Source organism: Proteus sp. G2669 (genome assembly GCF_009915245.1).
Lineage (GTDB): Bacteria > Pseudomonadota > Gammaproteobacteria > Enterobacterales > Enterobacteriaceae > Proteus.
Window position 1 is genome coordinate 87,908 of record NZ_JAABLX010000041.1, and the last position, 21,461, is coordinate 109,368.

Sequence of the window (21,461 nt, forward strand, 5' to 3'; positions counted from 1 at the left end):
CTATGAGCGAAGAAATTATTTATGGTATTCACGCAGTAAAAGCATTGCTTGAGCGTGATCCTGCACGTTTTAAAGAAGTTTATGTATTAAAAGGGCGTGAAGATCGCCGTTTAACTCCCGTCATCCACGAATTAGAAGCCCAAGGGATTTTAGTTCAAGTGGCTAATCGTCAATGGTTAGATACTCAAACGGAAGGTGCTGTTCACCAAGGTATCATTGCAAAAGTGAAACCTGGTCGTCAGTACCAAGAACAAGATTTACCCGATTTATTAGCTAAAGTCGGTACACCTTTCTTATTAGTGCTAGATGGTGTAACAGATCCGCATAATTTAGGTGCATGTTTACGTAGCGCAGATGCTGCTGGTGTACACGCTGTTATCGTCCCTAAAGATCGTTCCGCACAATTAAATGCTACAGCGAAAAAAGTTGCGTGTGGTGCAGCGGAAAGTGTTCCTTTGATTAAAGTGACTAACCTTGCTCGTACATTGCGCTTTTTGCAAGAAGAGAACGTTTGGATTGTCGGCACAGCAGGGGAAGCAGACCATACTTTATATCAAAGCAAACTTACCGGTCCTATGGCTTTGGTGATGGGCGCTGAAGGTGAAGGAATGCGCCGTTTAACGCGTGAGCATTGTGATGAACTTATCAGTATCCCAATGGCGGGTACAGTGTCTTCGCTCAACGTTTCTGTTGCAACAGGTGTTTGCTTATTTGAAGCAATGCGCCAGCGTATTATTGTGAAATAATCGCTTAATTTATTTTATTCTCGATACTCCCTTGAGTTTTATTGACCGCGGGGGTATAGTTACGCGTCAATTTTTTCAGTCACAACTTAAACAAGTTCCTTGCCTCCATGGGTGGTGACTGACCCTGACAGGAGGCTGATAAATCCGTAAGGAGCAATATCAAATGCGTCATTACGAAATCGTTTTTATGGTTCATCCTGACCAGAGCGAACAAGTTCCGGGCATGATCGAGCGTTATAAAACCGCTATCACTAATGCAAATGGTCAGATCCACCGTCTAGAAGACTGGGGTCGTCGTCAATTAGCTTATCCAATCAACAAACTGCACAAAGCACACTACGTTCTGATGAACGTTGAAGCTCCGCAAGAAGTGATTGATGAACTGGAAACTACTTTCCGTTTCAACGATGCCGTTCTCCGCAACATGATCATGCGTACTAAACACGCAGTAACTGAAGCTTCTCCAATGGTTAAAGCAAAAGACGAACGCCGTCGTGATATCGCTGATGACCTCGATGAAGAAGATGAAGTTGATGATGTAGCAGAGGATTCTGAAGAGTAATTAGTGCTGTGACGGCTAATAATCATTTAGTGCTAACTGGCACAGTGTGCAAAGCATTAATACGAAAAGTTAGCCCCGCCGGGATCCCGCACTGTCAATTTGTTATTGAACATCGTTCAATGCAAGAAGAGGCGGGATTAAAAAGACAATCATGGTGTCGAATGCCCATTATTGCTAGCGGGAAAGCGTTACAAGCAATTACTCACAGTATAACGGTCGGCAGCCAAATCACCGTTTCAGGATTCATTAGTAGCCATCAGGCGCGAAATGGATTGTTTAAATTGGTGCTTCATGCCGAGCAGATTGAATTGATAGATTCTGGAGACTAGCCATATGGCACGTTATTTCCGTCGTCGTAAGTTCTGCCGTTTCACAGCAGAAGGCGTACAAGAGATCGATTATAAAGATATCGCTACGCTGAAAAACTATATCACTGAAAGTGGTAAAATTGTACCAAGTCGTATCACCGGTACTCGTGCAAAATACCAGCGTCAGCTGGCTCGTGCTATCAAGCGCGCACGCTACCTGTCTTTATTACCTTATACTGATCGTCATCAGTAATAGGTATATAGTCCATTAATGACTTGTAGAGGATAAGGTAATGCAAATTATTCTGCTTGATAAAGTAGCGAATCTGGGTAGCCTGGGTGATCAGGTTAACGTAAAATCGGGCTATGCTCGTAACTATTTAATCCCACAGGGTAAAGCTGTTTCTGCGACTAAGAAAAACATCGAGTTTTTCGAAGCGCGTCGTGCTGAGTTAGAAGCTAAATTAGCTGAAACTTTAGCAGCAGCTGAAGCTCGTGCAGCGAAGATCAATGCACTGGGTTCTGTCACTATCAGCTCTAAAGCGGGTGACGAAGGTAAACTGTTTGGTTCAATCGGTACTCGTGACATCGCTGATGCAGTAACTGCAGCTGGCGTTGAAATGTGTAAGAGCGAAGTTCGCCTGCCAAATGGCGTTCTGCGTACTACTGGTGACCACGAAGTTCACTTCCAAGTTCACAGTGACGTATTCGCTGAACTGAATGTTATCATCGTTGCTGAATAATCTTTGATTAAACAGTTAATGTTGATAAAAAAAACGCCAGCTTAGCTGGCGTTTTTTTTTGAATAAATTTAATCTTCTTACCACTATTTCTATGGTGTGCGGTAATAACTTCCATCACTTAAACGTGTGTAAGTAATGACCGTACCTGCGCTGTTTGTCACTTCCAGCATACTGATATCACCTTGTGGATTGCGTTGTAATCGAATTTCCTGCCCTGAACGCAGTTGGCTCAATGATTTTTGTTGATCTTCAGATTTTGCCATAGAAAAAGCATCATTTACTGGAAGTTGATTATCTCTAAAGAGCTGCGCTAAGGTTTGTCCTTCTTTAATGGTATATGTTTGCCATTTTTGTGAGGATGTTGAAGCGGATCCTTGTGGTTGTGTTGTTTGATCAACACCTTCATCTATATTGTTTGTCGTTGAATTCTCACTAGGAAGTCCCGTTCCTTGATCAGCATCTAAGCTATCTTGTGCTTGAGGGATCGGTGCTTGATAAATTGGATCTTCGTTAGTGACTGATGGTGCAATGGGCACAGGAAGATCTTGTGTCGATGATGACGGTTGAGGTGGCTCACCGTTATTTTCACTTGTTGGCCAAAAAAATACGACCAACAAAACCACGGCAATAATCAGTATTGCTCGACGATGTAAGCCAGGGAATTTGCCCATATTCACCTCATTATTGATCTGTGAATCAGTATTATGAATTGCTGTAACATCTTTTTTATTCCTTGTTGCCATACTAGCACGAACCATGATCCTAACCTGCTCCCTGAATTCTTTTCAGAATTATCTATTCGCTCTAACCATTAATGTTCTTCATTTCCTTGATGGTTAACTAAAAATAGCTTTATACGTTGATAAGCATTTTTATCGGTTTCTATGGTTAAGGCTTGTGTTAATTCACCATAAAGATCATGAGGCAATAATGTATCAGACCAAGTTGAAAGAACATTCAGCGCCATATTTCTATCACGCAATGTTGGGCTACGTAATTGCCGTTTGATGAGTGACCAGCCGATACCGGGAAAACCACCAAGATCTTGCATAATGTATTCAACGGCATGATGAGGCTGATATTCAGAGTCAGTAGTTATTAATGGATCATCTGTGCTATCTAATTGTGTTAATGCAATTTGTTGTTCTGCAAGTTTGACTACCCTTTCTATTTTATGAGAAGTATCTGTTTGCATTAACTGATGCCACCAGTCTGCATTGGGATTATCTTTTTGCAGTGAAAAAAGCAATTCCCAAATATCAAGACGAAGAGATTTTGCTACCAAACTTGCTTGGTAATTTTTTGAGCGAGAGGGGTGTTGTAATGCTTCAATAATGAGTGTTGACCACTCTGGTTTTTGAATAATATTTTGTGAAACTGACATAATTTGCTGTTGGACATGGTCATCCCATCCTAAAGTTTCGAGTAATAACCAATCCTCACCACTATTTTGTACAAAATCAGCGATTTCACAAACGCAATGAAGCAATTTTAGCTCTTTTGGTGGCAGTGCATCGACCTGTGAAATAAATGCTTTGCAAACTTGAACACCCTCAATGTAATCATAAATATCTTTTGCTGGGCCGCCATTAAGCAATGAACGCAATAAATCACTACAACCCAGTAGCAGTGTGTTATCTAAAGGATGCGTATGGAGCATCTCTAATAGTTTGCCTTTCGTTACACAGTCATAGGCGACATATTCTGTCATTACATTATTTTTATAACCTTCAGTGAGTAACCAATAACGGTTATTTACCGAAAGTGCTGTTGGCAGATATTCAATAAATTGAATACGTCCCCAACCCTTAGTACGTTGACCAAGTGGATATAAAAAAGGCTCAAATTCTTCACAGGAAAGGCGTTGTTTTAGTGAACGAATAGCATAGAGTGTAAATTCAGGATGAAGAGCAAACAATAAAAGCAAACGTTGAGAAGTATTATCACGAAATGATCTTAACAACCCTAAAGCGATTTTAACGGGATTCTTATCAGGGCTCAGTTTTAAGATCCATAAGATCAACTGAAAATAGATCTCATTTTTAAACAATGCTTCATCTTGTTCTATTTGCTCGATCAACTGGGAAAGATAAGTTATTGGGGCGAGTTTATCCTGACAGGCTATTGCATAAAAAGAAGTGATATGATCTTTATCGGGTAACAGCACAACATGTTTGATTGCGTTATAGAGTGATAGGACAAATTCCTCACATGATTGCTGCGAAGGTTGCTGTTCGATCGCGCGACCTATCCGTTGATGCAGAATAATGCCTTCACGAGCGCCAGCTGACCAACTGAAAGGAATAGATTCATTATTTGATTTTTCTTTTAAGTGGCTTTCTGACAATAGATTTAATTCATCAGGTAAAGGCTCATCGCCTATTTCATAAGGAATTAACAGTGAAAAAAGCGAAGGAGTAGAAGTAGGAAAAACATTAGGAAAGTCTATATTAAGATCAATAGACAGAGGTGACTTACTGAAAAGCTTATCGCGCCAATTAGTCATAATATGTCCTATTTGTTTTGCCGTCTTAGTATAACTCTAGCGGAAAATAGATAAACTGGATAAAAAAAGGCCAGAAAACCCACTTATATCACTTAAAAAGTCACACCTAAAACAGCCTCCTTTTTTCTAAGATTGAAAACAGATTAAAAAAAACTAGTCAAGGAAATTAAAAAGCGCTACATTACTGCAATTCAATATTGTTATATTATAACATCACAAACAAGGTGGGGTTTATTATGAAACTGGGTATTCATCCTCAATATCGAACAGTGATTTTCCATGACACTAGTGCAGATGCTTATTTTAAAGTGGGTTCGACCATCCAAACGGAAAAAACAATAGAGTATGAAGGGCAAACATATCCTTATGTAACACTAGATGTTTCCTCTCAATCACACCCATTTTATACCGGTAAACAAAAGACGCATTCTCAAGAAGGTAATGTGGCACGCTTTAATAAACGTTTTGGTCAATTTATTAAGTAAGGAAGAAAAAATGCAGGTATTAAGTTCGTTGAAAAGCGCTAAACAACGCCATCCAGATTGCAAAGTGGTGCGTCGCCGTGGTCGTCTTTATGTAATTTGTAAGTCAAATCCACGTTTTAAAGCCGTTCAGGGGTAAGATTATGCAAAAACCAGTCCTTTCTTGTGTTTTAATTATGGGGCTATTGGGTAGTGCAATGTCAGTTTTAGCACATGGGCACCATCATGAAAAAGTACAAACACAAGCTCAACGAGATGCCGCTAATGGAATTTTTGAAGGTAAGGATGTTCTTGATCGCCAACTCAGTGATTGGGATGGTGTATGGCAATCTGTAGAGCCTTATCTTCTCAGCGGTGAATTAGATGAGGTGTTGCAAAAGAAAGCGGAAACAAAAAAAGATAAAACGGTTGAAGAGTACCGAGCTTACTATACACAAGGCTATAAAACTGATGTGGATATGATTGGTATTGAAAACAATATCATTGAGTTCCACCGTGGAGAGAAAGTCGATAGCTGTGAATATCACTATGATGGTTATCGTATTCTGTATTATGAGTCGGGTAAAAAAGGGGTACGTTATCTTTTCCGCTGTGATGATGCCAAAAGCCAAGCGCCCAAATTTATTCAATTTAGCGACCACATTATTGCACCAGAGAAAGCAGGGCACTTCCATTTATATATGGGCAATACATCGCAAGATGAATTACTTAAAGAATTAAGTAATTGGCCAACATATTACCCTTATTCGATGAAAGCAGATGATATTGTTCACGAAATGCTTTATCACTGATTTAAGTGGAATAAATAGAAAATAAAGTAATAAAAATCTTTAGCAAAGGAGTGCTAGATTTTTTTTAATTAATTATTTGATATAAAAAGAACAATAAAAGAATTCATGTGAAAGCCATTTGATTAGTAACTATACTTATGTTTATTTGGTGATAAAATAAATTATATCAAATTAAGTTTCTTCATTTTTATTATCTAATATATGTAATTAATTATTGATTAATTTTTTTAAAAGGAATTTTTATGGCATATCCTATTTATCTAACTTTAAAAGGAAAAGTCCAAGGGTTAATTTCTGTAGGTTGTTCATCTCTTGATTCGATAGGAAACCGTTACCAACTTAATCATGAGGATGAAATTCAAGTTATTAGTTTAAATAATAGTTCTGTTCGTGCACAAAATGCATCTTATCAACCAGTTATATTTACTAAGCCTATAGATAAATCATCACCATTACTTTCAACAGCTTTAGATAATAACGAAGTCTTAGAAGCAATATTCACTTTTTATAGAACAAGCCAACATGGGCAACTTGAAAAATATTATGAAATTAAATTGACTGAAGTTTCTCTAATTGAGGTTTCTGATATTTTTCCTGATTCAATAAATGATAATGAATCAATGCCATATCAACGTATTCAAATGAAATACACCTCAATATCCAGGGTTCATTTGGTTGCTAATACATCAAGTTATAGTATTAACAGTGATATGATTTAATAAGCTTTAGTTCATTATCAAAAGATATGTGCTATTTACACATATCTTTTGATATAACATATTCACTTGGTGCAAAAATTGATTGTTTATAACAAATATAATACCCCTTAGAGACTAAATCATATCTGACATAAAATGAAAAAAAGAAACTGAAAATAATACCTGCTATTGCCATAATTGCGAGGTAACCAGCTATTTTATTATTCATTTTTTGTGTTTTTTTCTTATATGCACAAAGAAAACCATAATAGGAAAAATAAAAAGTTAAAGGAACTCCAAAGCAGAGTAATCCAGTTTGAAACGAGAATATTATTTTGTCTTTCATTAAGAAGTAATCTATGTAATAAATTATTGAGTAATAAAATCCAAAAATTGATAGAAGTAAGATACAGATAGAAGATAGTATTAAATTAACCAGTTTTATCTCTATTTTTTTTATTTTATCCACGGCTAAGTATTCCCCATTGTGTGAAAAATTGATCAGGGTGATAAGGTGTTTCAGGTTTATTTTCTCGATAAGATTTTAGATTTTTAATTATGGTTTCACTGATCTTAAATTCATCATCTAATTTATATAGGGCAACTGCTATCACTAACCCCACAACAAATACACCTAAAGCAACGACTATAACACTTGTTCCTGCCGTTAATGCTGCTGTTACGATACTACCAGTTAGTAATATAGTATTAACAGTGATATGATTTAATAAGCTTTAGTTCATTATCAAAAGATATGTGCTATTTACACATATCTTTTGATATAACATATTCACTTGGTGCAAAAATTGATTGTTTATAACAAATATAATACCCCTTAGAGACTAAATCATATCTGACATAAAATGAAAAAAAGAAACTGAAAATAATACCTGCTATTGCCATAATTGCGAGGTAACCAGCTATTTTATTATTCATTTTTTGTGTTTTTTTCTTATATGCACAAATAAAAATCAAATAAGAAAAATATATTAATAGGGGAGAACCAAAACACAATAATGCTGTCTGGAAAGAGAATAATATACGTTCTTTCATTGAAAAATATTCAATGTAATATGATATTGAAAAATAAAAACAAAAAATAGATAATAAAAAAACAAATAAAGAAGTTAAAAATAATTTCAGTGGGCTTATTTTATCCACGGCTAAGTCTTCCCCATTGTGTGAAAAATTGATCAGGGTGATAAGGTGTTTCAGGTTTCTTTTCCCGATAAGATTTTAGATTTTTAATTATGGTTTCACTGATCTTAAATTCATCATCTAACTTATAGAGAAAATATGAAATTGCAAGACCCAGTAAAAATATTCCTACAGATACAACAATGATACTTCCTCCTGAAATTATCCCTAATGTTGTTATAACACCGACTATAGTTGCACTTACTTGTGTTGCAATAGCCAATTTTGCCATATCCATAGTGATATTTACGAAAAAATTACTGAGATCATATTCATCTCTAAATATGAGTTCTACAATTCTATAAGCTGCTGAAAATACAATTGCAAAACGTACACCTCCTGCTGAAACGGAATTCATTCCTTGGGTTCCTACTCCCATATATATAATACGAGGATTATTTGCTAGGTAACGAGTTGCATTTAAATAAGCTCTAACGCCTGCATGACCTGAAATTCTTATATAAACATTTCCATTTTTACCTACATACTCAGTCGCTGTGATATTGATATTTCTAAACTCATTAACAATTCTTTCGACTCTATATGATTCATAGATATTTCCAGAATATGATGAAGCGATATCACCAATACTAAATAAAGTATCTTTCGATGATTTGTAAGGTGTTGGGGTGGATAAGTTTTTTAGAACATAATCAGCTTCTTCAAGGGTGATCAGTGCCGCAACATTTTCATCATCTTCGGTATCATTAAGGATCCGCTCAATTCTTTTCTTATTGTTGTATTGTTCTTCTCTGTCCCAATCAATAACGGTGGTATCGTATATATAGCCCATATAAAAAGATCCTTTTTTTATAAATTTAAATTAGATTAATAAAATTTATGATTTTATGCAATTAAAAATATCTGCTGTTAGATTAATTAATTAAAAGTTAGCTTAACAACAAGTGTGCTTTTATTTTTTATTATGTAAAATTCTATTTTTATTGTTTTTATTATTTCTTTTAAGTGGATAGTATCCTTCACTATAAAAGAAGTTATTTTTATATTTCTTATATAAGTAATAAATAAACTGAGAATATATAAATCTAATTTTATATCTTTATGTTAAAAATATAATTTTTAATATTTTTTGATAATAGGAGAAAATAGTAAGGGAAAAAGCAGTAGCATCCATGCTGACTTACTTTTATAAGTTGGGTTAAAGGTTATTTATAATCCTTGGCAGAGATATTTCATCTCCATATAATCTTCAATACCGTGTTCAGAGCCCTCACGACCTAAACCTGATTGTTTAATACCACCAAATGGTGCAACTTCATTGGAAATTAAACCGGTGTTAATACCCACCATGCCGTATTCTAAATTTTCAGCAACACGCCAAATACGTTGTGGATTTTCACTATAAAAATAAGCGGCTAAGCCATAAATGGTATTATTAGCTAAATGCACCACTTCATCTTCATTTTCAAAAATAACTAAAGGTGCAACAGGGCCAAATATTTCTTCTTCAAGGATATGGCTATCAGCAGGAACATTGCCAACAACGGTAGGTTGGAAGAAGTTCTCACCCGCTTTGTCATTATCTCCGCCACAAAGCAGTGTTGCACCGCGTTTTAATGTATCAGCAAGCAATGATTGTGATTTTTCAACAGCTTTACGGTTAATGAGAGGCCCAATAGTGACACCTTCTTCAAAACCATTCCCCACTTTGAGTTTTTTAACGGCGGCAACAAAGCGTTCGCTAAATTGTTGATAAACATCTTTATGAATATAAAAACGGTTAGCACAAACACAGGTTTGTCCTGCATTACGGAATTTTGCTCCCATAGCACCTTCAACCGCTTTATCAATATCGGCATCGTTAAACACGATAAATGGTGCATTGCCACCTAATTCCAAAGAGACTTTTTTTACACTATCTGAACACTGGCGCATTAATAAACGTCCAACACCCGTAGAGCCTGTAAAACTTAATTTGCGAACACGGTTATCAGAGGTAAAGACTTCGCCAATTTTAATGGCATCTCCGGTTACAATATTAATAACACCAGCGGGAATGCCTGCTTGAGCCGCTAATTCTGCTAAAGCCAGTGCAGTATAAGGTGTTTCATTGGCAGGTTTAATTACCATAGTACAACCCGCTGCTAATGCAGGAGCCGCTTTGCGGGTGATCATAGCAGCCGGGAAGTTCCAAGGTGTAATAGCAGCACAGACACCAATACCTTGTTTGATCACCATTAAGCGTTTATCAGCAGAAGGGGAGGGAATAATTTCACCGTTGGTTCTCTTACCTTGCTCTGCAAACCACTCAATAAAAGAAGCCGCATAAGTAATTTCACCTTCAGCTTCAGCAACGGGTTTACCTTGCTCAAATGTCATTAACTCAGCAAGTTTTCTTTTATTTTCAGTAATTAATCTAAACCAATTTTGCAATAATGCTCCGCGCTGATGTGCTGTGAGTGCGCGCCATTTTGGTAAGGCTTTTTGTGCAGCATCAACAGCCATTATTGCTTCTTGTGTTGCCATATTGGGTACAGTACCCAGTAAAGTACCTGTGGCAGGATCGATAACATCAACAGTTTCGTTGTTTTTAGCGTTACACCAAAGACCATCAATATAGCCTTGTTCGCGGAAATAGGGATTTGTCGTTATCTTCACTTAATACCTCTCTGAACACATTATATATTGATATTTATAAAGCTAGGCAGTTCTGTGCCTGTTTATAAGTATATGCCTGCGTTACGATGTTGTGAAAATAAGTATGAAAAATCACACTAAAAAGTGCTAAAAACAGGATAAATAGAGTCAATTGTTTAGGTTTTTAATGAATAATTCCCATAACACAAGACAGAAGGTTTACGCTGTACCTTACCACTGTTATTCTTGGGTTTAACTTTCATAAAAAACAGGTATTTTTCATGTCAAAACCATCATTTGATTCTATCGAATCACAGGCAAGTTACGGTATTGGTCTGCAAGTCGGTCAACAACTGACTGAATCAGGTCTTCAAGGATTAGAGCCCGCAGCACTGTTAGCTGGCTTGACCGATGCATTAGAAGGTAATGCGCCTTCTGTACCTGTTGAAACATTACACAATGCCTTACGTACTATGCATGAGCGTGCTGAAGCTGTTCGCCAAGAACGCCAAGCTGAGCTTGCTGATGCGGGTAAAATTTTCTTAGAAGAAAATGTGAAAAATGAAGGCGTTCAAGTTACAGAATCAGGTTTACAGTATAAAGTACTGACAGCGGGTGAAGGTGCTATCCCTGCACGTACTGATCATGTTCGTGTTCACTACACGGGGCGTTTAATTGATGGCACTGTATTTGACAGTTCTGTTCAACGCGGTCAGCCAGCAGAATTCCCTGTAAATGGTGTTATCGCAGGTTGGATTGAAGCATTAACATTAATGCCAGTAGGCTCTAAATGGGAATTATATATCCCTTATCAATTAGCTTATGGCGAACGCGGAGCTGGTGCGGCTATTCCTCCATTCGCAACATTAGTATTTGAAGTAGAATTATTAGAAATTTTATAATTTCTTATTCTGCGGTAAATCAGAGTAAAAAATAGCCGGTTTTGCCGGCTATTGTTGTCTCTATACTAAAATAAAGAGATAGTAGGGTAATTGATTTTTATAAGAGAAGTGATCATGCTTATAGAAATAAGAGAGGTGCATTATGTTAGAACAAGTCAGCAAATTAGCTCGCCAAGCCGGTATGGCGATAATGCAGATTTATCAGCAATCCGAGCCAATCCAAGTGCAGGAAAAAAGTGATAATTCACCTGTTACAGAAGCAGATTTAGCCGCTCATCAAATTATCAAACAAGGACTTGCTTCTATTGCTCCTGATATACCTCAATTATCTGAAGAAGATCCACCTGAATGGGAAGTTCGCCGCCATTGGGATCGTTATTGGCTAATTGACCCATTAGATGGTACTAAAGAATTTATCAGTAAGAATGGTGAGTTTACGGTAAATATAGCCTTAATCGAAAAGGGTATTCCGATTTTAGGGGTCGTTTATGCACCAGTGCAAAATGTGTTATATGCGGCTGCCAATAAAAAAGCGTGGAAAGAGGAGTGTGGCCAGCGATTACCTATTCATGCAAGTCGGGCAGAACCCCCTGTGATAGTGATCAGCCGTTCTCATCAAGATGATGAATTAAAAGAATATTTATCACAGCTAGGTGAACATCAAACGGTCGCCGTCGGCTCATCTCTAAAATTTTGTCTTGTTGCAGAAGGTAAAGCCCAGCTTTATCCTCGTTTTGGACCCACGCATACGTGGGATACGGCGGCAGGTCATGCCATAGCGATTGCTGCTGGCGCACATGTCACAGATTGGAAAGGGATAACGTTAGATTATTCTCCTAAAGAATCGCTGATAAACCCAGGATTTAGAGTTTCTATATTTTAGTATGTAGAGAGGCGGTCGGAGCCTTTTGTTTAATAAAGGCTCCGATATCTCACATCATTCTTTAATTAAATCATTGATAAGATTGATAGCTGTGGTTATCTCAGCACCACTTAATACGCCTTCTTTCACAAAACGTACTTTGCCTTGTTTATCAAGCACAATAATCGCTGAATTCTCTTTTTCTAATCCCCAGCCTTTTAATGCTGCGCCATCGGCATCAACAATAAATTGTGACCAAGGAAACTCTTTTTTACTGTCTTCAACACTGCCACGTACAAAGGGGCCTGTCCCAAATACTGCATCATCTGTATTAATAATTGTCGTTGTTTGATAGCTCGCTTGCGGGAATTTGGCCAATTTAACCGCTTCAATAAACGGTGCATTCATCTCCTTAGCCTTACTACGTCCCGCTATATGCTGAACTGTACGTACTTTTCCACTAAGCAGACCACTGTTCCAATTTTGGTAGCTAAACTTATCTTTAGTTGTGTCATAAAGCAGTTCACCTTTGTCATTGATGGTGACTGCTGGGAGTACGGTATTCTCAGTGATGTTATGAGCAAATACCCATGTTGATGTGCTAAGTAAAAGTGCAGCTAAGGTGAGTTTGTGCATAGCCATTGTCCTATTATTGAGATGACGTTAGATTCTATTTAAGCATAGAAGCTAGTGAAGAATAATACCGCATTCTTGATACATTTATTTAACATTCAGAGGGTAAGATATTGCTTACGTTATCTTGATTTATATTCTTTACTGTCAATAAATGTAAAAATAGATAAGAAATTTAAATAAGTTGAACCTAGTACTTATAATTAGGTCTTTAAATTTGATATATAAAGATAAGTTTTTATGACTTATTAAACTCAACAACGAGCATGGGAGACTAACTGAAAGATGAAAATCTTCAATCGCTATAACCCTGAAAAAATTGCTCTCTACGTTAAGACGTTATTTCGTGGACGGTTTTACATCAAAGGAATGGGTGCATTTGAATTTGATTACGGCAAAATTTTACTGCCTAAAATAAAAGATAAGCTACATTTTAATGTTATGAGTGAAGTAAACCAGCAGGTTATTTTACTTAAAGCTGAAATGGGTTAACTTTTATCTGATAGATAACTGAGTCTTTCTCTTTGAGTTTTCAGATAAGACTCAGTTATTAATTTTATTTAGTTACTAATCAGCAATTTTATTTTCATCTTTTTTGATTTCTACTTCCGTTGTTGTTGTCTGTGTAACAGGAACATGCTCCTGTAAGACGGGTTTAACGGGAGGAATATCATCAATTTTTGTCACAAGTAATTGATCAATTTTATAATTATCAATATCGACAACTTCAAACTTATACCCTGAGAACTTCACATAATCTGTGCGTTTTGGGATCTTGCGTAAGCGAAACATCATAAAACCAGCAATAGTTTCGTAATTACTTGAATCAGGGAAATCATCAATATCAAGTGCGCGCATCACATCATCAATTGGTGTACCACCTTCAACTAACCATGAATGCTCATCACGACTGACAATTTGCTCTTCTTGTCCTGGCCCAATTAAATCTCCCATCAATGTTGTCATCACGTCATTTAACGTAATAACACCCATTACCATGGCATATTCATTGAGGATAATGGCAAAATCTTCACCTGATGTTTTAAAACTTTCTAACATATCTGAAAGTGTTAATGTATCAGGAATAATGAGCGCTTTACGGATATGAACACCTTCATTGAGATTTAGGCTTTGTCCATTAATAACGCGATTAAGAAGCTCTTTAGAATCCACATAACCAATAATATGGTCGATATCACCTTCACAAACTAAAAATTTAGAGTGAGGCTGGGTGGCAATTTTTTCTTTAATGTCGTTTTCAGTTTCTTCGCGATCAAAATAAACCACATCTTCCCGAGGCGTCATTGCAGAAGGCACGGTGCGTGATTCTAATTCAAAGACATTTTCAATGAGTTCATGTTCTTGTTTACGTAAAACCCCTGCAACAGCTCCGGCTTCCACTATGGCGAAAATATCATCAGAAGTAATATCTTCATTTCTGACCATCGGAATTTTAAACAGCTTGAAGATGAGATCAGCCATGCCATTAAATAACCATACTAAAGGGCGGAAAAAAGCAAGGCAGAAACGCATTGGATTCACAATTCTTAATGCGATAGCTTCAGGCTTAATCATACCAATACGTTTTGGGGTTAAGTCAGCCAGTAAAATAAACATTGATGTGACAATAATAAAAGAGCAGATAGATCCAAGCTGTTGAGCTAGAGGCTCTTCAAAAAATTGTAGATAGAAACTTTTTAGTGAAGGGGAGAATGCAGACTCACCAACGATACCCGCCAAAATGGCAACTGCATTTAATCCAATTTGAACGACAGTAAAAAACATGCCTGGCATTTCTTGCATTTTTAAGACGCGGGCAGCGTTAATATTACCTTCATCAACGAGTTGTTTGAGTTTAATTCGACGAGAGGCGGCAAGAGAAATTTCAGACAGCGAAAAAAAGGCGCTGATAGCACAAAGCAAAAGCACAATGAGTAAACTATTAAGCATATAAGGCTCACATCACCCCAAGTATTTAATCCAAAGGGCAATACTAGAGTGTTAAAAATAGAAGATAAATCAATATATTGTGATGGATTTATTCACAAAGATAGATAAGAGGGCGCAATTATATCATCGCCCTGCTATTTTCTGCTAGTATTACTTTTCAGGTGGAAAACAGACACCTATCCCGCCTAATCCACAATAGCCTTGTGGATTTTTGTGTAAATATTGCTGGTGGTAATCTTCAGCAAAATAAAAAGGGCCTGTTGGCTGTATTTCTGTCGTAATTTCCGTTGTTGCGCCTTGAGCATTCATTGCTTGTTGATAACGCTTTTTTGACTCAATAGCTTGTTCATATTGCTCTGCGTTAACAGTATAAATGGCAGAACGATATTGGCTGCCAATATCATTACCTTGGCGCATACCTTGTGATGGATTATGATTTTCCCAAAAAAGAGCCAGAAGTTGTTGGTAGCTAATTATTGCAGGATCAAAAACAACTCTCACCACTTCACTATGGCCAGTTAAACCTTGGCAAACTTGTTGGTAGGTTGGATTTTCTGTTACACCACCGCTATAACCCGCACTTGTTGAGTAAACACCTGGTTGTTGCCAAAACAGACGTTCAACTCCCCAAAAACAACCCATGGCAAAATAAGCGATACTCATCTTTTCAGGAGTATCATTTATAGAATGCCCATTTACTGCATGATTAGCAGATATTTCTAATGGTGTCGAGGTACCCCTTAAGGCATTCTCTGGTTGGTAAGCTTTATGTTGCAAGGTAGACTCCATTTTTTATATTTGTAAATGCTTTACTATGGTAAAGGCTTAATATTGTTATAAACTAAATCTACAATAAAGCTTAAAACAGTTTGTCGTCAATTCATCACATGGATTAAATCATATTGAGGAGAAAACGTGCCGAGATACTCCGTTATCTACGTTCTCTGTCTGTCTTTTATCGCACCGGTTGCCTATGGGGCAAGTTTGCGTTTAAAAGTAGAAGGTTTAGAAGGGCAACTCGAAAAAAATGCGCGAGTCCAGCTATCAAACATTACAACAGAAGAAGTTGCACCTGACGGGCGTTTTCGTGCGCGTGTTGAAAAAGCAATTCAAGAAGGACTTCGCCCTTTAGGCTATTATCAGCCTAGTGTGACATTTTCTTATCAAGAAAATACACCGCCAACGCGCTCTGTATTAACCGCTAAAGTTGAGCCCGGTATTCCTATCTTACTTAAAGGAGTCGATATTGTTCTTGAAGGTGGTGCTAAAACCGACGAACAATATGCAAAGGTAATTAAAGAAAATACTCCTCCTCTTGATAGTGTTTTAAACCATGGTGATTATGAAAAGCTCAAAGGTTCATTAACAGGGCTTGCTATCCGTCGTGGTTACTTTGATGCAGAAATGGATAAAAGTCAGCTAGGTGTCTCGTTAGATAACCATGCATCATATTGGGATTTTGTCTTTAATAGTGGTGAACGTTATCGCTTTGGCAAAGTAAATTATACTGGTTCTCAAATTCGTGAAGACTATTTACAAAATATTGTTCCCTTTAAAGAAGGGCAATATTACGCGTCTGAAGATCTTGCTGAATTTAATCGTCGTTTAGCCGCAACAGGGTGGTTTAACTCTGCGGTTGTTACTCCTGATATTGCAAAAGCACGAGCCGAAGGTTCACATCTTTTACCAATGAGTGCGGTTGTCACTCCGCGTTCTCGTAACTACGTAGAGCTTGGTGGTGGTTATGCCACCGATGTTGGTCCTCGCCTTAATATGCAGTGGGATAAACCATGGATGAACTCGCGTGGTCATAGTCTAACCTCCAACATTAGCGTTTCTCAGCCTGAACAATCTATTGGTGCGAACTATAAAATTCCACTTAAGGTTAATCCATTAGAGCAATATTATGGTGTTCAAGGTGGCTTTAAACGTACCGATTTAAATGATACTCGTTCTGATACCACAACGTTAAATGTGTCTCGTAACTGGGATATGTCTACGGGCTGGCAATACAGTGTGAATACACGTTGGAGTCTTAGCCACTTTACCCAAGGTGAAGTTACAAATACCACCATGTTGCTTTATCCCGGTGTTACTGCCAGCCGTGTACGTCAACGTGGTGGGATGATGCCTTCTTGGGGAGACAGCCAACGTTACTCATTAGACTACTCTAATAAAATGTGGGGTTCGGATGTCGAGTTTGCAGCGTTCCAAGCGCAACAGGTTTGGATCCGTACACCATGGGAAGGGCATCGTTTTGTGGTAAGAGGTAATTTGGGCTGGATTGAAACGAATGCTTTTGAACAAGTTCCTCCAGAGCTACGTTTCTTTGCAGGGGGTGATAGGAGTGTTCGAGGCTTTAAATACCAAAGTATTTCACCAGAAGATAGTAAAGGTAATTTAACAGGGGCATCAAGGATGCTTGTTGGATCGGCAGAATATCAATATAACGTTACAGGTAATTGGTGGAGTGCTGTCTTTATTGATAGTGGCGAAGCGGTTAATGATTTTACTCGCAGTGATTTTAAAACAGGTGCCGGTGCCGGTGTGCGCTGGGCATCACCTGTTGGGCCAATTAAATTTGATTTAGCACTACCAGTGAGTGACGTTGATAAACGTAGACTCCAGTTTTATATCGGGTTAGGAGCAGAGTTATGATAAAAAAGTGGTTGAAATGGATTGCGTTAACACTCCTTATCATTATTTTGCTTACATTTGGTGCTGTAGCTTGGATCTTAGGAACACAATCAGGTTTGCATTTTGCCATTAATAGTGCTGCTCGCTGGGTTCCAGGCTTAGTTATCAAGGATGTTAATGGTGACTGGAAAGATCTGCGTTTAACGGGTGTTGAGTATCAAATGCCCGGAGTTGATGTGAACGTAGGTGAGTTATCATTAGGATTACGTTTAGCATGCCTGACGGATAAACAAGTTTGCGTTGATACATTGGCGACACGCGATGTGGTTGTTAATGTTGATACTAGTGCTTTCCCACCCTCTGAAGAAACACCACCATCAGAACCTTTAACTGAGCTCAATGCTCCGTTACCTATCTATTTAAACTCGCTCTCATTAGAAAATACGCATGTGAAGATTGACGATATGGCAATCTCGCTGGATGAGTTTAAAACAGGTGCTCAGTGGGAAGGTCGCCTAGTTACATTAAATCCAACCGTTATTAATGATTTGCTGGTGGCGTTACCCAAAACGCCAGAAGACGGTAGTGTTGAAGCGGTTGCCCAAGATGTAAAAGAAGTCGTAACTGCAAAACCTAAAGCTGAGCCTAAAACACCAGAAGAAAAAGAACAAGCATTAGCAGACACAATTAAAACGATCTTTGCTAAGCCATTATTGGCTGAATTACCTGAAATTATTATTCCTGTGGATATCAATATTGAAGGTATTGAAGGTAAGCAATTACAAGTGAGTGGGGATACTCCAGTTACTATCAATCAATTATCTTTTGAGGCAAATATTCAAGGTAAGCAAGTTAATCTCACTAAATTACGTGTTGATGCGCCTGAAGGTGAGGTCAGTTTAAATGGGGGGATCACGCTTGATAAACAATGGCCTGTTAATTTAGATATCAACGCAACCATTCGTGATGTTGTGGGGCTTGAAGATTTTAAAGATCAAAAAGCGACACTTTCTTTACAAGGTGCGTTACTCGAAGAGCTTAAATTAGCACTTTCTTTAACTGGAACAGTAACCGCTACACTTGATGCTCAGGCTGAGTTAGCCAAGCCACATCTTCCATTAAAACTGACTTTAGAGAGTCAAAAAGTACGTTGGCCATTAACTGGTGATGCACAATATCAACTTAATGACACTCGACTACGTCTCAATGGCCAGACGGATAATTACGATCTTTCATTGCGTTCTGATATCCAAGGTCAGGAGATCCCACCGGCTAAATTAATGTTGGATGCAAAGGGTAATGAAGAAAAAATAGAGTTAACACGTCTGCGTTTAGCAGCATTACAAGGTCATGCTGATATCACAGGTGTTGCTGATTGGAGTAAAGCAATTAGTTGGAATGCATTGCTCACTATTTCAGGAATTAATACCGCAAAACAGTATCCTGATATGCCAGCCAAATTAGATGGGCGTATCGCTACAACGGGAAGCCTGTATGGTGGAAGTTGGCAATTACGTGTTCCTGAAATCACTTTAGATGGCAATATCAAAAATAATCTTATCAAGGCGAGAGGGAATGCCTATGGTAATGATTCTGGGCAATGGAATATTCCTCAATTAAATCTGATACTGGGTAAGAATAAACTCGATATCGAAGGACATCTAGGTGACAAGTGGGCATTAGATGCCAATATTAATGCGCCAGGATTAAATGGTTTAGTGCCAGGACTTGCTGGTGTTGTAAAAGGTAAGGTGAATATTCGAGGTGATATTAATGCACCGAAGATTATTGCTGATATCAACGCTCAAGGTATTAAATGGCAAGATCAAGTGAGTGTTGAATCTATTACGATTAAAGGCGATGTTCAGTCTGATAAAGAGATTGGTGGCAAACTGGCTATTACTGCACGTCAGTTAAAACAAGCAGATTTAATTATCCGTAATTTAACGTTAGATGCAGCAGGTACAGAAAAACAACATAAACTCACATTGAAAATGGATGGTGAGCCTGTTTCTGGTGGGCTGACATTAGCTGGATCATTTGATAAAGAGAAACAACAGTGGAAAGGAACACTAAATAATACAGCTTTTGATACCCCTGTGGGTGAATGGCGTTTAAATAAAGCAATGGCGCTGAATTTGTTGGCAGAAAAGCAAGAGATCACGATTGGCTCTCATTGCTGGGTGAACCCAAATGCGCAAGTTTGTGTTCCTAAAGCGATAACAGTGGGTGAAAGTGGAACTGCTGCAATAACGCTAACACGTTTTGATTTAGCAATGATAAAGCCGTTCTTGCCACCTGAAACTTCTGTTCGAGGTGTATTTACAGGGGATGCCACTGCAACATGGAACTCAAAAGGTGGATTACCGAAAGCATCTGTTAATCTAAAAGGGCAAGGTGTTGCGGTAAAACAGAATATTGAAGGAACGATTTTACCTATTGATTTCGATGCTATTACCTTAAATGCAGGTATGAATAATGGTAAAGCAACATTGCAATGGCTGATTAGCATTGCAGGTAATGGTGACTTTAAAGGTAATGTACATGTTGCCGATCTTGAGAAAAAGCGCCAACTATCAGGTACGGTTGATATTGATAATTTGACATTAGATTTAATTAAACCGTTCTTAGGTAAAGGTGAAATTGCTCAAGGGAATATTGGCGCTCAATTACGTTTAGGAGGAAGTGCTCAATCGCCACTGTTATTTGGTCAATTCGGGATTAATCAATTAAAAGTGGTCGGGCATTGGATCCCATTTGATATTACGAAAGGTAATGTTGATGTTCGATTCAATGGAGCAACATCGGACTTAGGCGGCAGAATTGAAACGCCAGAAGGTTATTTGAATCTTACTGGGAATGCCGATTGGCGTAAGTTAGATGAATGGCGGGCAGTGGTCGCCGCTAATGGTAATAAGCTACGAGTGTCATTGCCTCCAATGGTACGTATTGATGTTAATCCTGATCTCGTCTTTGAGGCTGGCCCTCATTTACTGAAATTAGATGGTCGTATTGATATCCCTTGGGCTCGTATTGTGGTTCAAGAATTACCAGAATCAGCGGTATCGGCATCTTCTGATGAAGTGATGCTAGATAAAAACTTGCAACCTATAGCACCAAAAGAGACATCGATTCCAATTCAAAGTAATTTAGCGATTAATATTGGTGATGATGTGACGCTGGACGCATTTGGACTTAGCGCCCGATTGACGGGAACACTTAAAGTCAATCAGAATAAACAAGGGCTAGGTTTAAATGGGCAAGTTGATATTCCAAGAGGGGCATTCAAAGCCTATGGACAAGACTTACAAGTACGTAAGGGCCAAATCTTGTTCTCGGGACCTGTTGATCAACCTTACTTAAATATCGAGGCTATTCGTAATCCAGATAATACCGCAGATAATGTCATTGCAGGGGTTCGGGTAACAGGGCTTGCTGACCAGCCTAAAGTGGAAATTTTCTCTGAGCCGGCTAAAACACAACAAGAAGCATTATCTTACTTGTTAAGAGGCGAAGGTCTAGACAGTGGTGATGCTGATTCATCACAAATGACAGCAATGCTGATAGGATTAGGCGTTGGTCAGAGTGGTCAGCTTGTAGGGCGCATAGGTGAAACCTTTGGTGTTTCGGATTTAGCGCTTGATACACAAGGTGTGGGGGATAACTCACAAGTTGTGGTCAGCGGTAAGATAACGAACGATCTACAAGTGAAGTATGGAGTGGGTATATTTGATTCGCTAGCGACGTTAACCTTACGTTATCGCTTGATGCCCAGGTTGTATTTACAAGCAGTGTCTGGTATGAATCAGGCAATAGATCTGCTTTATCAATTTGAGTTTTAAATTA

The 21,461-nt window shown here is 38.1% G+C and carries 24 protein-coding genes; 14 read left to right on the forward strand and 10 right to left on the reverse strand.

Annotation, left to right across the window (positions count from 1 at the left end):
* Positions 1-2: 2 nt before the first annotated feature.
* From rlmB to rplI, 5 genes are all read left to right on the forward strand, one after another.
* The gene (rlmB, locus tag GWI68_RS10855; RefSeq protein ID WP_166540285.1) at positions 3-746 is read left to right on the forward strand and encodes a 23S rRNA (guanosine(2251)-2'-O)-methyltransferase RlmB; all 744 of its coding nucleotides are present in this window, start codon (positions 3-5) and stop codon (positions 744-746) included.
* Positions 747-909: 163 nt separating this feature from the next.
* Complete coding sequence (rpsF, locus tag GWI68_RS10860; protein WP_072069598.1) at positions 910-1,308, forward strand: 30S ribosomal protein S6; 399 nt, start codon at positions 910-912, stop codon at positions 1,306-1,308.
* A gap of 8 nt (positions 1,309-1,316) precedes the next feature.
* Positions 1,317-1,637 (forward strand): primosomal replication protein N, encoded by a 321-nt coding sequence (gene priB, locus GWI68_RS10865; protein ID WP_166540286.1) that lies wholly within the window; start codon positions 1,317-1,319, stop codon positions 1,635-1,637.
* Between the two features lie 4 nt (positions 1,638-1,641).
* Positions 1,642-1,869 carry a 30S ribosomal protein S18 gene (rpsR, locus tag GWI68_RS10870; RefSeq protein ID WP_000135199.1) on the forward strand — a complete coding sequence of 76 codons (228 nt, stop codon included), beginning with the start codon at positions 1,642-1,644 and terminating at the stop codon, positions 1,867-1,869.
* 40 nt (positions 1,870-1,909) lie between these two features.
* On the forward strand, positions 1,910-2,359 hold the full coding sequence (gene rplI / locus GWI68_RS10875; RefSeq protein WP_023583606.1) for a 50S ribosomal protein L9: 450 nt from the start codon (positions 1,910-1,912) through the stop codon (positions 2,357-2,359).
* Between the two features lie 89 nt (positions 2,360-2,448).
* On the opposite strand, the gene GWI68_RS10880 is transcribed toward rplI, so the two are convergent.
* Both GWI68_RS10880 and GWI68_RS10885 read right to left on the reverse strand, forming a co-directional pair.
* Positions 2,449-3,117: a LysM-like peptidoglycan-binding domain-containing protein gene (locus GWI68_RS10880; RefSeq protein WP_166540287.1), complete on the reverse strand. Its 669-nt coding sequence runs from the start codon at positions 3,115-3,117 to the stop codon at positions 2,449-2,451.
* A 53-nt stretch (positions 3,118-3,170) separates the two neighbouring features.
* Positions 3,171-4,865 (reverse strand): hypothetical protein, encoded by a 1,695-nt coding sequence (locus tag GWI68_RS10885; protein WP_166540288.1) that lies wholly within the window; start codon positions 4,863-4,865, stop codon positions 3,171-3,173.
* 236 nt (positions 4,866-5,101) lie between these two features.
* Between GWI68_RS10885 and GWI68_RS10890 the strand changes: the two genes are divergently transcribed.
* From GWI68_RS10890 to GWI68_RS10905, 4 genes are all read left to right on the forward strand, one after another.
* Positions 5,102-5,350: a type B 50S ribosomal protein L31 gene (locus GWI68_RS10890; RefSeq protein WP_023583603.1), complete on the forward strand. Its 249-nt coding sequence runs from the start codon at positions 5,102-5,104 to the stop codon at positions 5,348-5,350.
* A gap of 10 nt (positions 5,351-5,360) precedes the next feature.
* Positions 5,361-5,486: a type B 50S ribosomal protein L36 gene (gene ykgO / locus GWI68_RS10895; RefSeq protein WP_006535739.1), complete on the forward strand. Its 126-nt coding sequence runs from the start codon at positions 5,361-5,363 to the stop codon at positions 5,484-5,486.
* A 4-nt stretch (positions 5,487-5,490) separates the two neighbouring features.
* Positions 5,491-6,138 carry a metal-binding protein ZinT gene (gene zinT, locus GWI68_RS10900; protein WP_088493998.1) on the forward strand — a complete coding sequence of 216 codons (648 nt, stop codon included), beginning with the start codon at positions 5,491-5,493 and terminating at the stop codon, positions 6,136-6,138.
* Between the two features lie 242 nt (positions 6,139-6,380).
* Positions 6,381-6,857 (forward strand): Hcp family type VI secretion system effector, encoded by a 477-nt coding sequence (locus tag GWI68_RS10905; protein ID WP_109408484.1) that lies wholly within the window; start codon positions 6,381-6,383, stop codon positions 6,855-6,857.
* A gap of 31 nt (positions 6,858-6,888) precedes the next feature.
* On the opposite strand, the gene GWI68_RS10910 is transcribed toward GWI68_RS10905, so the two are convergent.
* The 5 genes from GWI68_RS10910 to GWI68_RS10930 all read right to left on the reverse strand — a co-directional run bounded on the left by GWI68_RS10910 (position 6,889) and on the right by GWI68_RS10930 (position 10,652).
* Positions 6,889-7,182, reverse strand: coding sequence for a DUF1240 domain-containing protein (locus tag GWI68_RS10910; protein WP_166540366.1), 294 nt, complete (start codon positions 7,180-7,182; stop codon positions 6,889-6,891).
* Positions 7,183-7,297: 115 nt separating this feature from the next.
* Entirely contained in the window at positions 7,298-7,459 is a 162-nt protein-coding gene (locus tag GWI68_RS10915; protein ID WP_208105164.1) for a hypothetical protein, read from the reverse strand.
* Positions 7,460-7,595: 136 nt separating this feature from the next.
* A complete protein-coding gene (locus GWI68_RS10920) occupies positions 7,596-7,997 on the reverse strand; it encodes a DUF1240 domain-containing protein (protein WP_088493996.1) in 402 nt (133 codons plus the stop codon).
* Positions 7,990-8,826, reverse strand: coding sequence for a hypothetical protein (locus GWI68_RS10925; RefSeq protein ID WP_166540289.1), 837 nt, complete (start codon positions 8,824-8,826; stop codon positions 7,990-7,992). The genes GWI68_RS10920 and GWI68_RS10925 overlap by 8 nt, the downstream gene beginning before the upstream one ends.
* A 377-nt stretch (positions 8,827-9,203) precedes the next feature.
* Complete coding sequence (locus tag GWI68_RS10930) at positions 9,204-10,652, reverse strand: NAD-dependent succinate-semialdehyde dehydrogenase (protein WP_109408486.1); 1,449 nt, start codon at positions 10,650-10,652, stop codon at positions 9,204-9,206.
* 260 nt (positions 10,653-10,912) lie between these two features.
* On the opposite strand from GWI68_RS10930, the gene GWI68_RS10935 reads away from it, so the two are divergent.
* Together GWI68_RS10935 and cysQ are read left to right on the forward strand one after the other, a co-directional pair.
* A complete protein-coding gene (locus tag GWI68_RS10935; protein WP_036939421.1) occupies positions 10,913-11,533 on the forward strand; it encodes a peptidylprolyl isomerase in 621 nt (206 codons plus the stop codon).
* A 142-nt stretch (positions 11,534-11,675) separates the two neighbouring features.
* A complete protein-coding gene (cysQ, locus tag GWI68_RS10940; protein WP_166540290.1) occupies positions 11,676-12,416 on the forward strand; it encodes a 3'(2'),5'-bisphosphate nucleotidase CysQ in 741 nt (246 codons plus the stop codon).
* Between the two features lie 54 nt (positions 12,417-12,470).
* Here the strand turns inward: cysQ and GWI68_RS10945 are convergent, their stop codons facing one another.
* Positions 12,471-13,031, reverse strand: coding sequence for a YtfJ family protein (locus GWI68_RS10945; protein WP_109408488.1), 561 nt, complete (start codon positions 13,029-13,031; stop codon positions 12,471-12,473).
* A gap of 282 nt (positions 13,032-13,313) precedes the next feature.
* On the opposite strand from GWI68_RS10945, the gene GWI68_RS10950 reads away from it, so the two are divergent.
* On the forward strand, positions 13,314-13,520 hold the full coding sequence (locus tag GWI68_RS10950; RefSeq protein WP_036939412.1) for a DUF1107 domain-containing protein: 207 nt from the start codon (positions 13,314-13,316) through the stop codon (positions 13,518-13,520).
* 75 nt (positions 13,521-13,595) lie between these two features.
* On the opposite strand, the gene GWI68_RS10955 is transcribed toward GWI68_RS10950, so the two are convergent.
* The gene (locus GWI68_RS10955; protein WP_166540291.1) at positions 13,596-14,978 is read right to left on the reverse strand and encodes a hemolysin family protein; all 1,383 of its coding nucleotides are present in this window, start codon (positions 14,976-14,978) and stop codon (positions 13,596-13,598) included.
* A gap of 150 nt (positions 14,979-15,128) precedes the next feature.
* The gene (msrA, locus tag GWI68_RS10960; RefSeq protein WP_166540292.1) at positions 15,129-15,767 is read right to left on the reverse strand and encodes a peptide-methionine (S)-S-oxide reductase MsrA; all 639 of its coding nucleotides are present in this window, start codon (positions 15,765-15,767) and stop codon (positions 15,129-15,131) included.
* A 126-nt stretch (positions 15,768-15,893) separates the two neighbouring features.
* Here msrA and GWI68_RS10965 point away from each other — a divergent pair, with 126 nt between their 5' ends.
* Together GWI68_RS10965 and GWI68_RS10970 are read left to right on the forward strand one after the other, a co-directional pair.
* Positions 15,894-17,636, forward strand: coding sequence for an autotransporter assembly complex family protein (locus GWI68_RS10965; protein WP_166540293.1), 1,743 nt, complete (start codon positions 15,894-15,896; stop codon positions 17,634-17,636).
* Complete coding sequence (locus GWI68_RS10970; protein ID WP_166540368.1) at positions 17,636-21,457, forward strand: translocation/assembly module TamB domain-containing protein; 3,822 nt, start codon at positions 17,636-17,638, stop codon at positions 21,455-21,457. Before GWI68_RS10965 ends, GWI68_RS10970 begins: the two co-directional genes overlap by 1 nt.
* Positions 21,458-21,461 lie beyond the last annotated feature (4 nt).

Excerpts from the sequence above, each read along its gene's own strand:
- rlmB (WP_166540285.1), top strand. The coding sequence starts at position 3 with ATGAGCGAAGAAATTATTTATGGTATTCACGCAGTAAAAGCATTGCTT.
- rpsF (WP_072069598.1), top strand. The coding sequence starts at position 910 with ATGCGTCATTACGAAATCGTTTTTATGGTTCATCCTGACCAGAGCGAA.
- rpsR (WP_000135199.1), top strand. The coding sequence starts at position 1,642 with ATGGCACGTTATTTCCGTCGTCGTAAGTTCTGCCGTTTCACAGCAGAA.
- rplI (WP_023583606.1), top strand. The coding sequence starts at position 1,910 with ATGCAAATTATTCTGCTTGATAAAGTAGCGAATCTGGGTAGCCTGGGT.
- GWI68_RS10880 (WP_166540287.1), bottom strand. The coding sequence starts at position 3,117 with ATGGTTCGTGCTAGTATGGCAACAAGGAATAAAAAAGATGTTACAGCA.
- GWI68_RS10885 (WP_166540288.1), bottom strand. The coding sequence starts at position 4,865 with ATGACTAATTGGCGCGATAAGCTTTTCAGTAAGTCACCTCTGTCTATT.
- GWI68_RS10890 (WP_023583603.1), top strand. The coding sequence starts at position 5,102 with ATGAAACTGGGTATTCATCCTCAATATCGAACAGTGATTTTCCATGAC.
- ykgO (WP_006535739.1), top strand. The coding sequence starts at position 5,361 with ATGCAGGTATTAAGTTCGTTGAAAAGCGCTAAACAACGCCATCCAGAT.
- zinT (WP_088493998.1), top strand. The coding sequence starts at position 5,491 with ATGCAAAAACCAGTCCTTTCTTGTGTTTTAATTATGGGGCTATTGGGT.
- GWI68_RS10905 (WP_109408484.1), top strand. The coding sequence starts at position 6,381 with ATGGCATATCCTATTTATCTAACTTTAAAAGGAAAAGTCCAAGGGTTA.
- GWI68_RS10910 (WP_166540366.1), bottom strand. The coding sequence starts at position 7,182 with ATGAAAGACAAAATAATATTCTCGTTTCAAACTGGATTACTCTGCTTT.
- GWI68_RS10925 (WP_166540289.1), bottom strand. The coding sequence starts at position 8,826 with ATGGGCTATATATACGATACCACCGTTATTGATTGGGACAGAGAAGAA.
- GWI68_RS10935 (WP_036939421.1), top strand. The coding sequence starts at position 10,913 with ATGTCAAAACCATCATTTGATTCTATCGAATCACAGGCAAGTTACGGT.
- cysQ (WP_166540290.1), top strand. The coding sequence starts at position 11,676 with ATGTTAGAACAAGTCAGCAAATTAGCTCGCCAAGCCGGTATGGCGATA.
- GWI68_RS10945 (WP_109408488.1), bottom strand. The coding sequence starts at position 13,031 with ATGCACAAACTCACCTTAGCTGCACTTTTACTTAGCACATCAACATGG.
- GWI68_RS10950 (WP_036939412.1), top strand. The coding sequence starts at position 13,314 with ATGAAAATCTTCAATCGCTATAACCCTGAAAAAATTGCTCTCTACGTT.
- GWI68_RS10955 (WP_166540291.1), bottom strand. The coding sequence starts at position 14,978 with ATGCTTAATAGTTTACTCATTGTGCTTTTGCTTTGTGCTATCAGCGCC.
- msrA (WP_166540292.1), bottom strand. The coding sequence starts at position 15,767 with ATGGAGTCTACCTTGCAACATAAAGCTTACCAACCAGAGAATGCCTTA.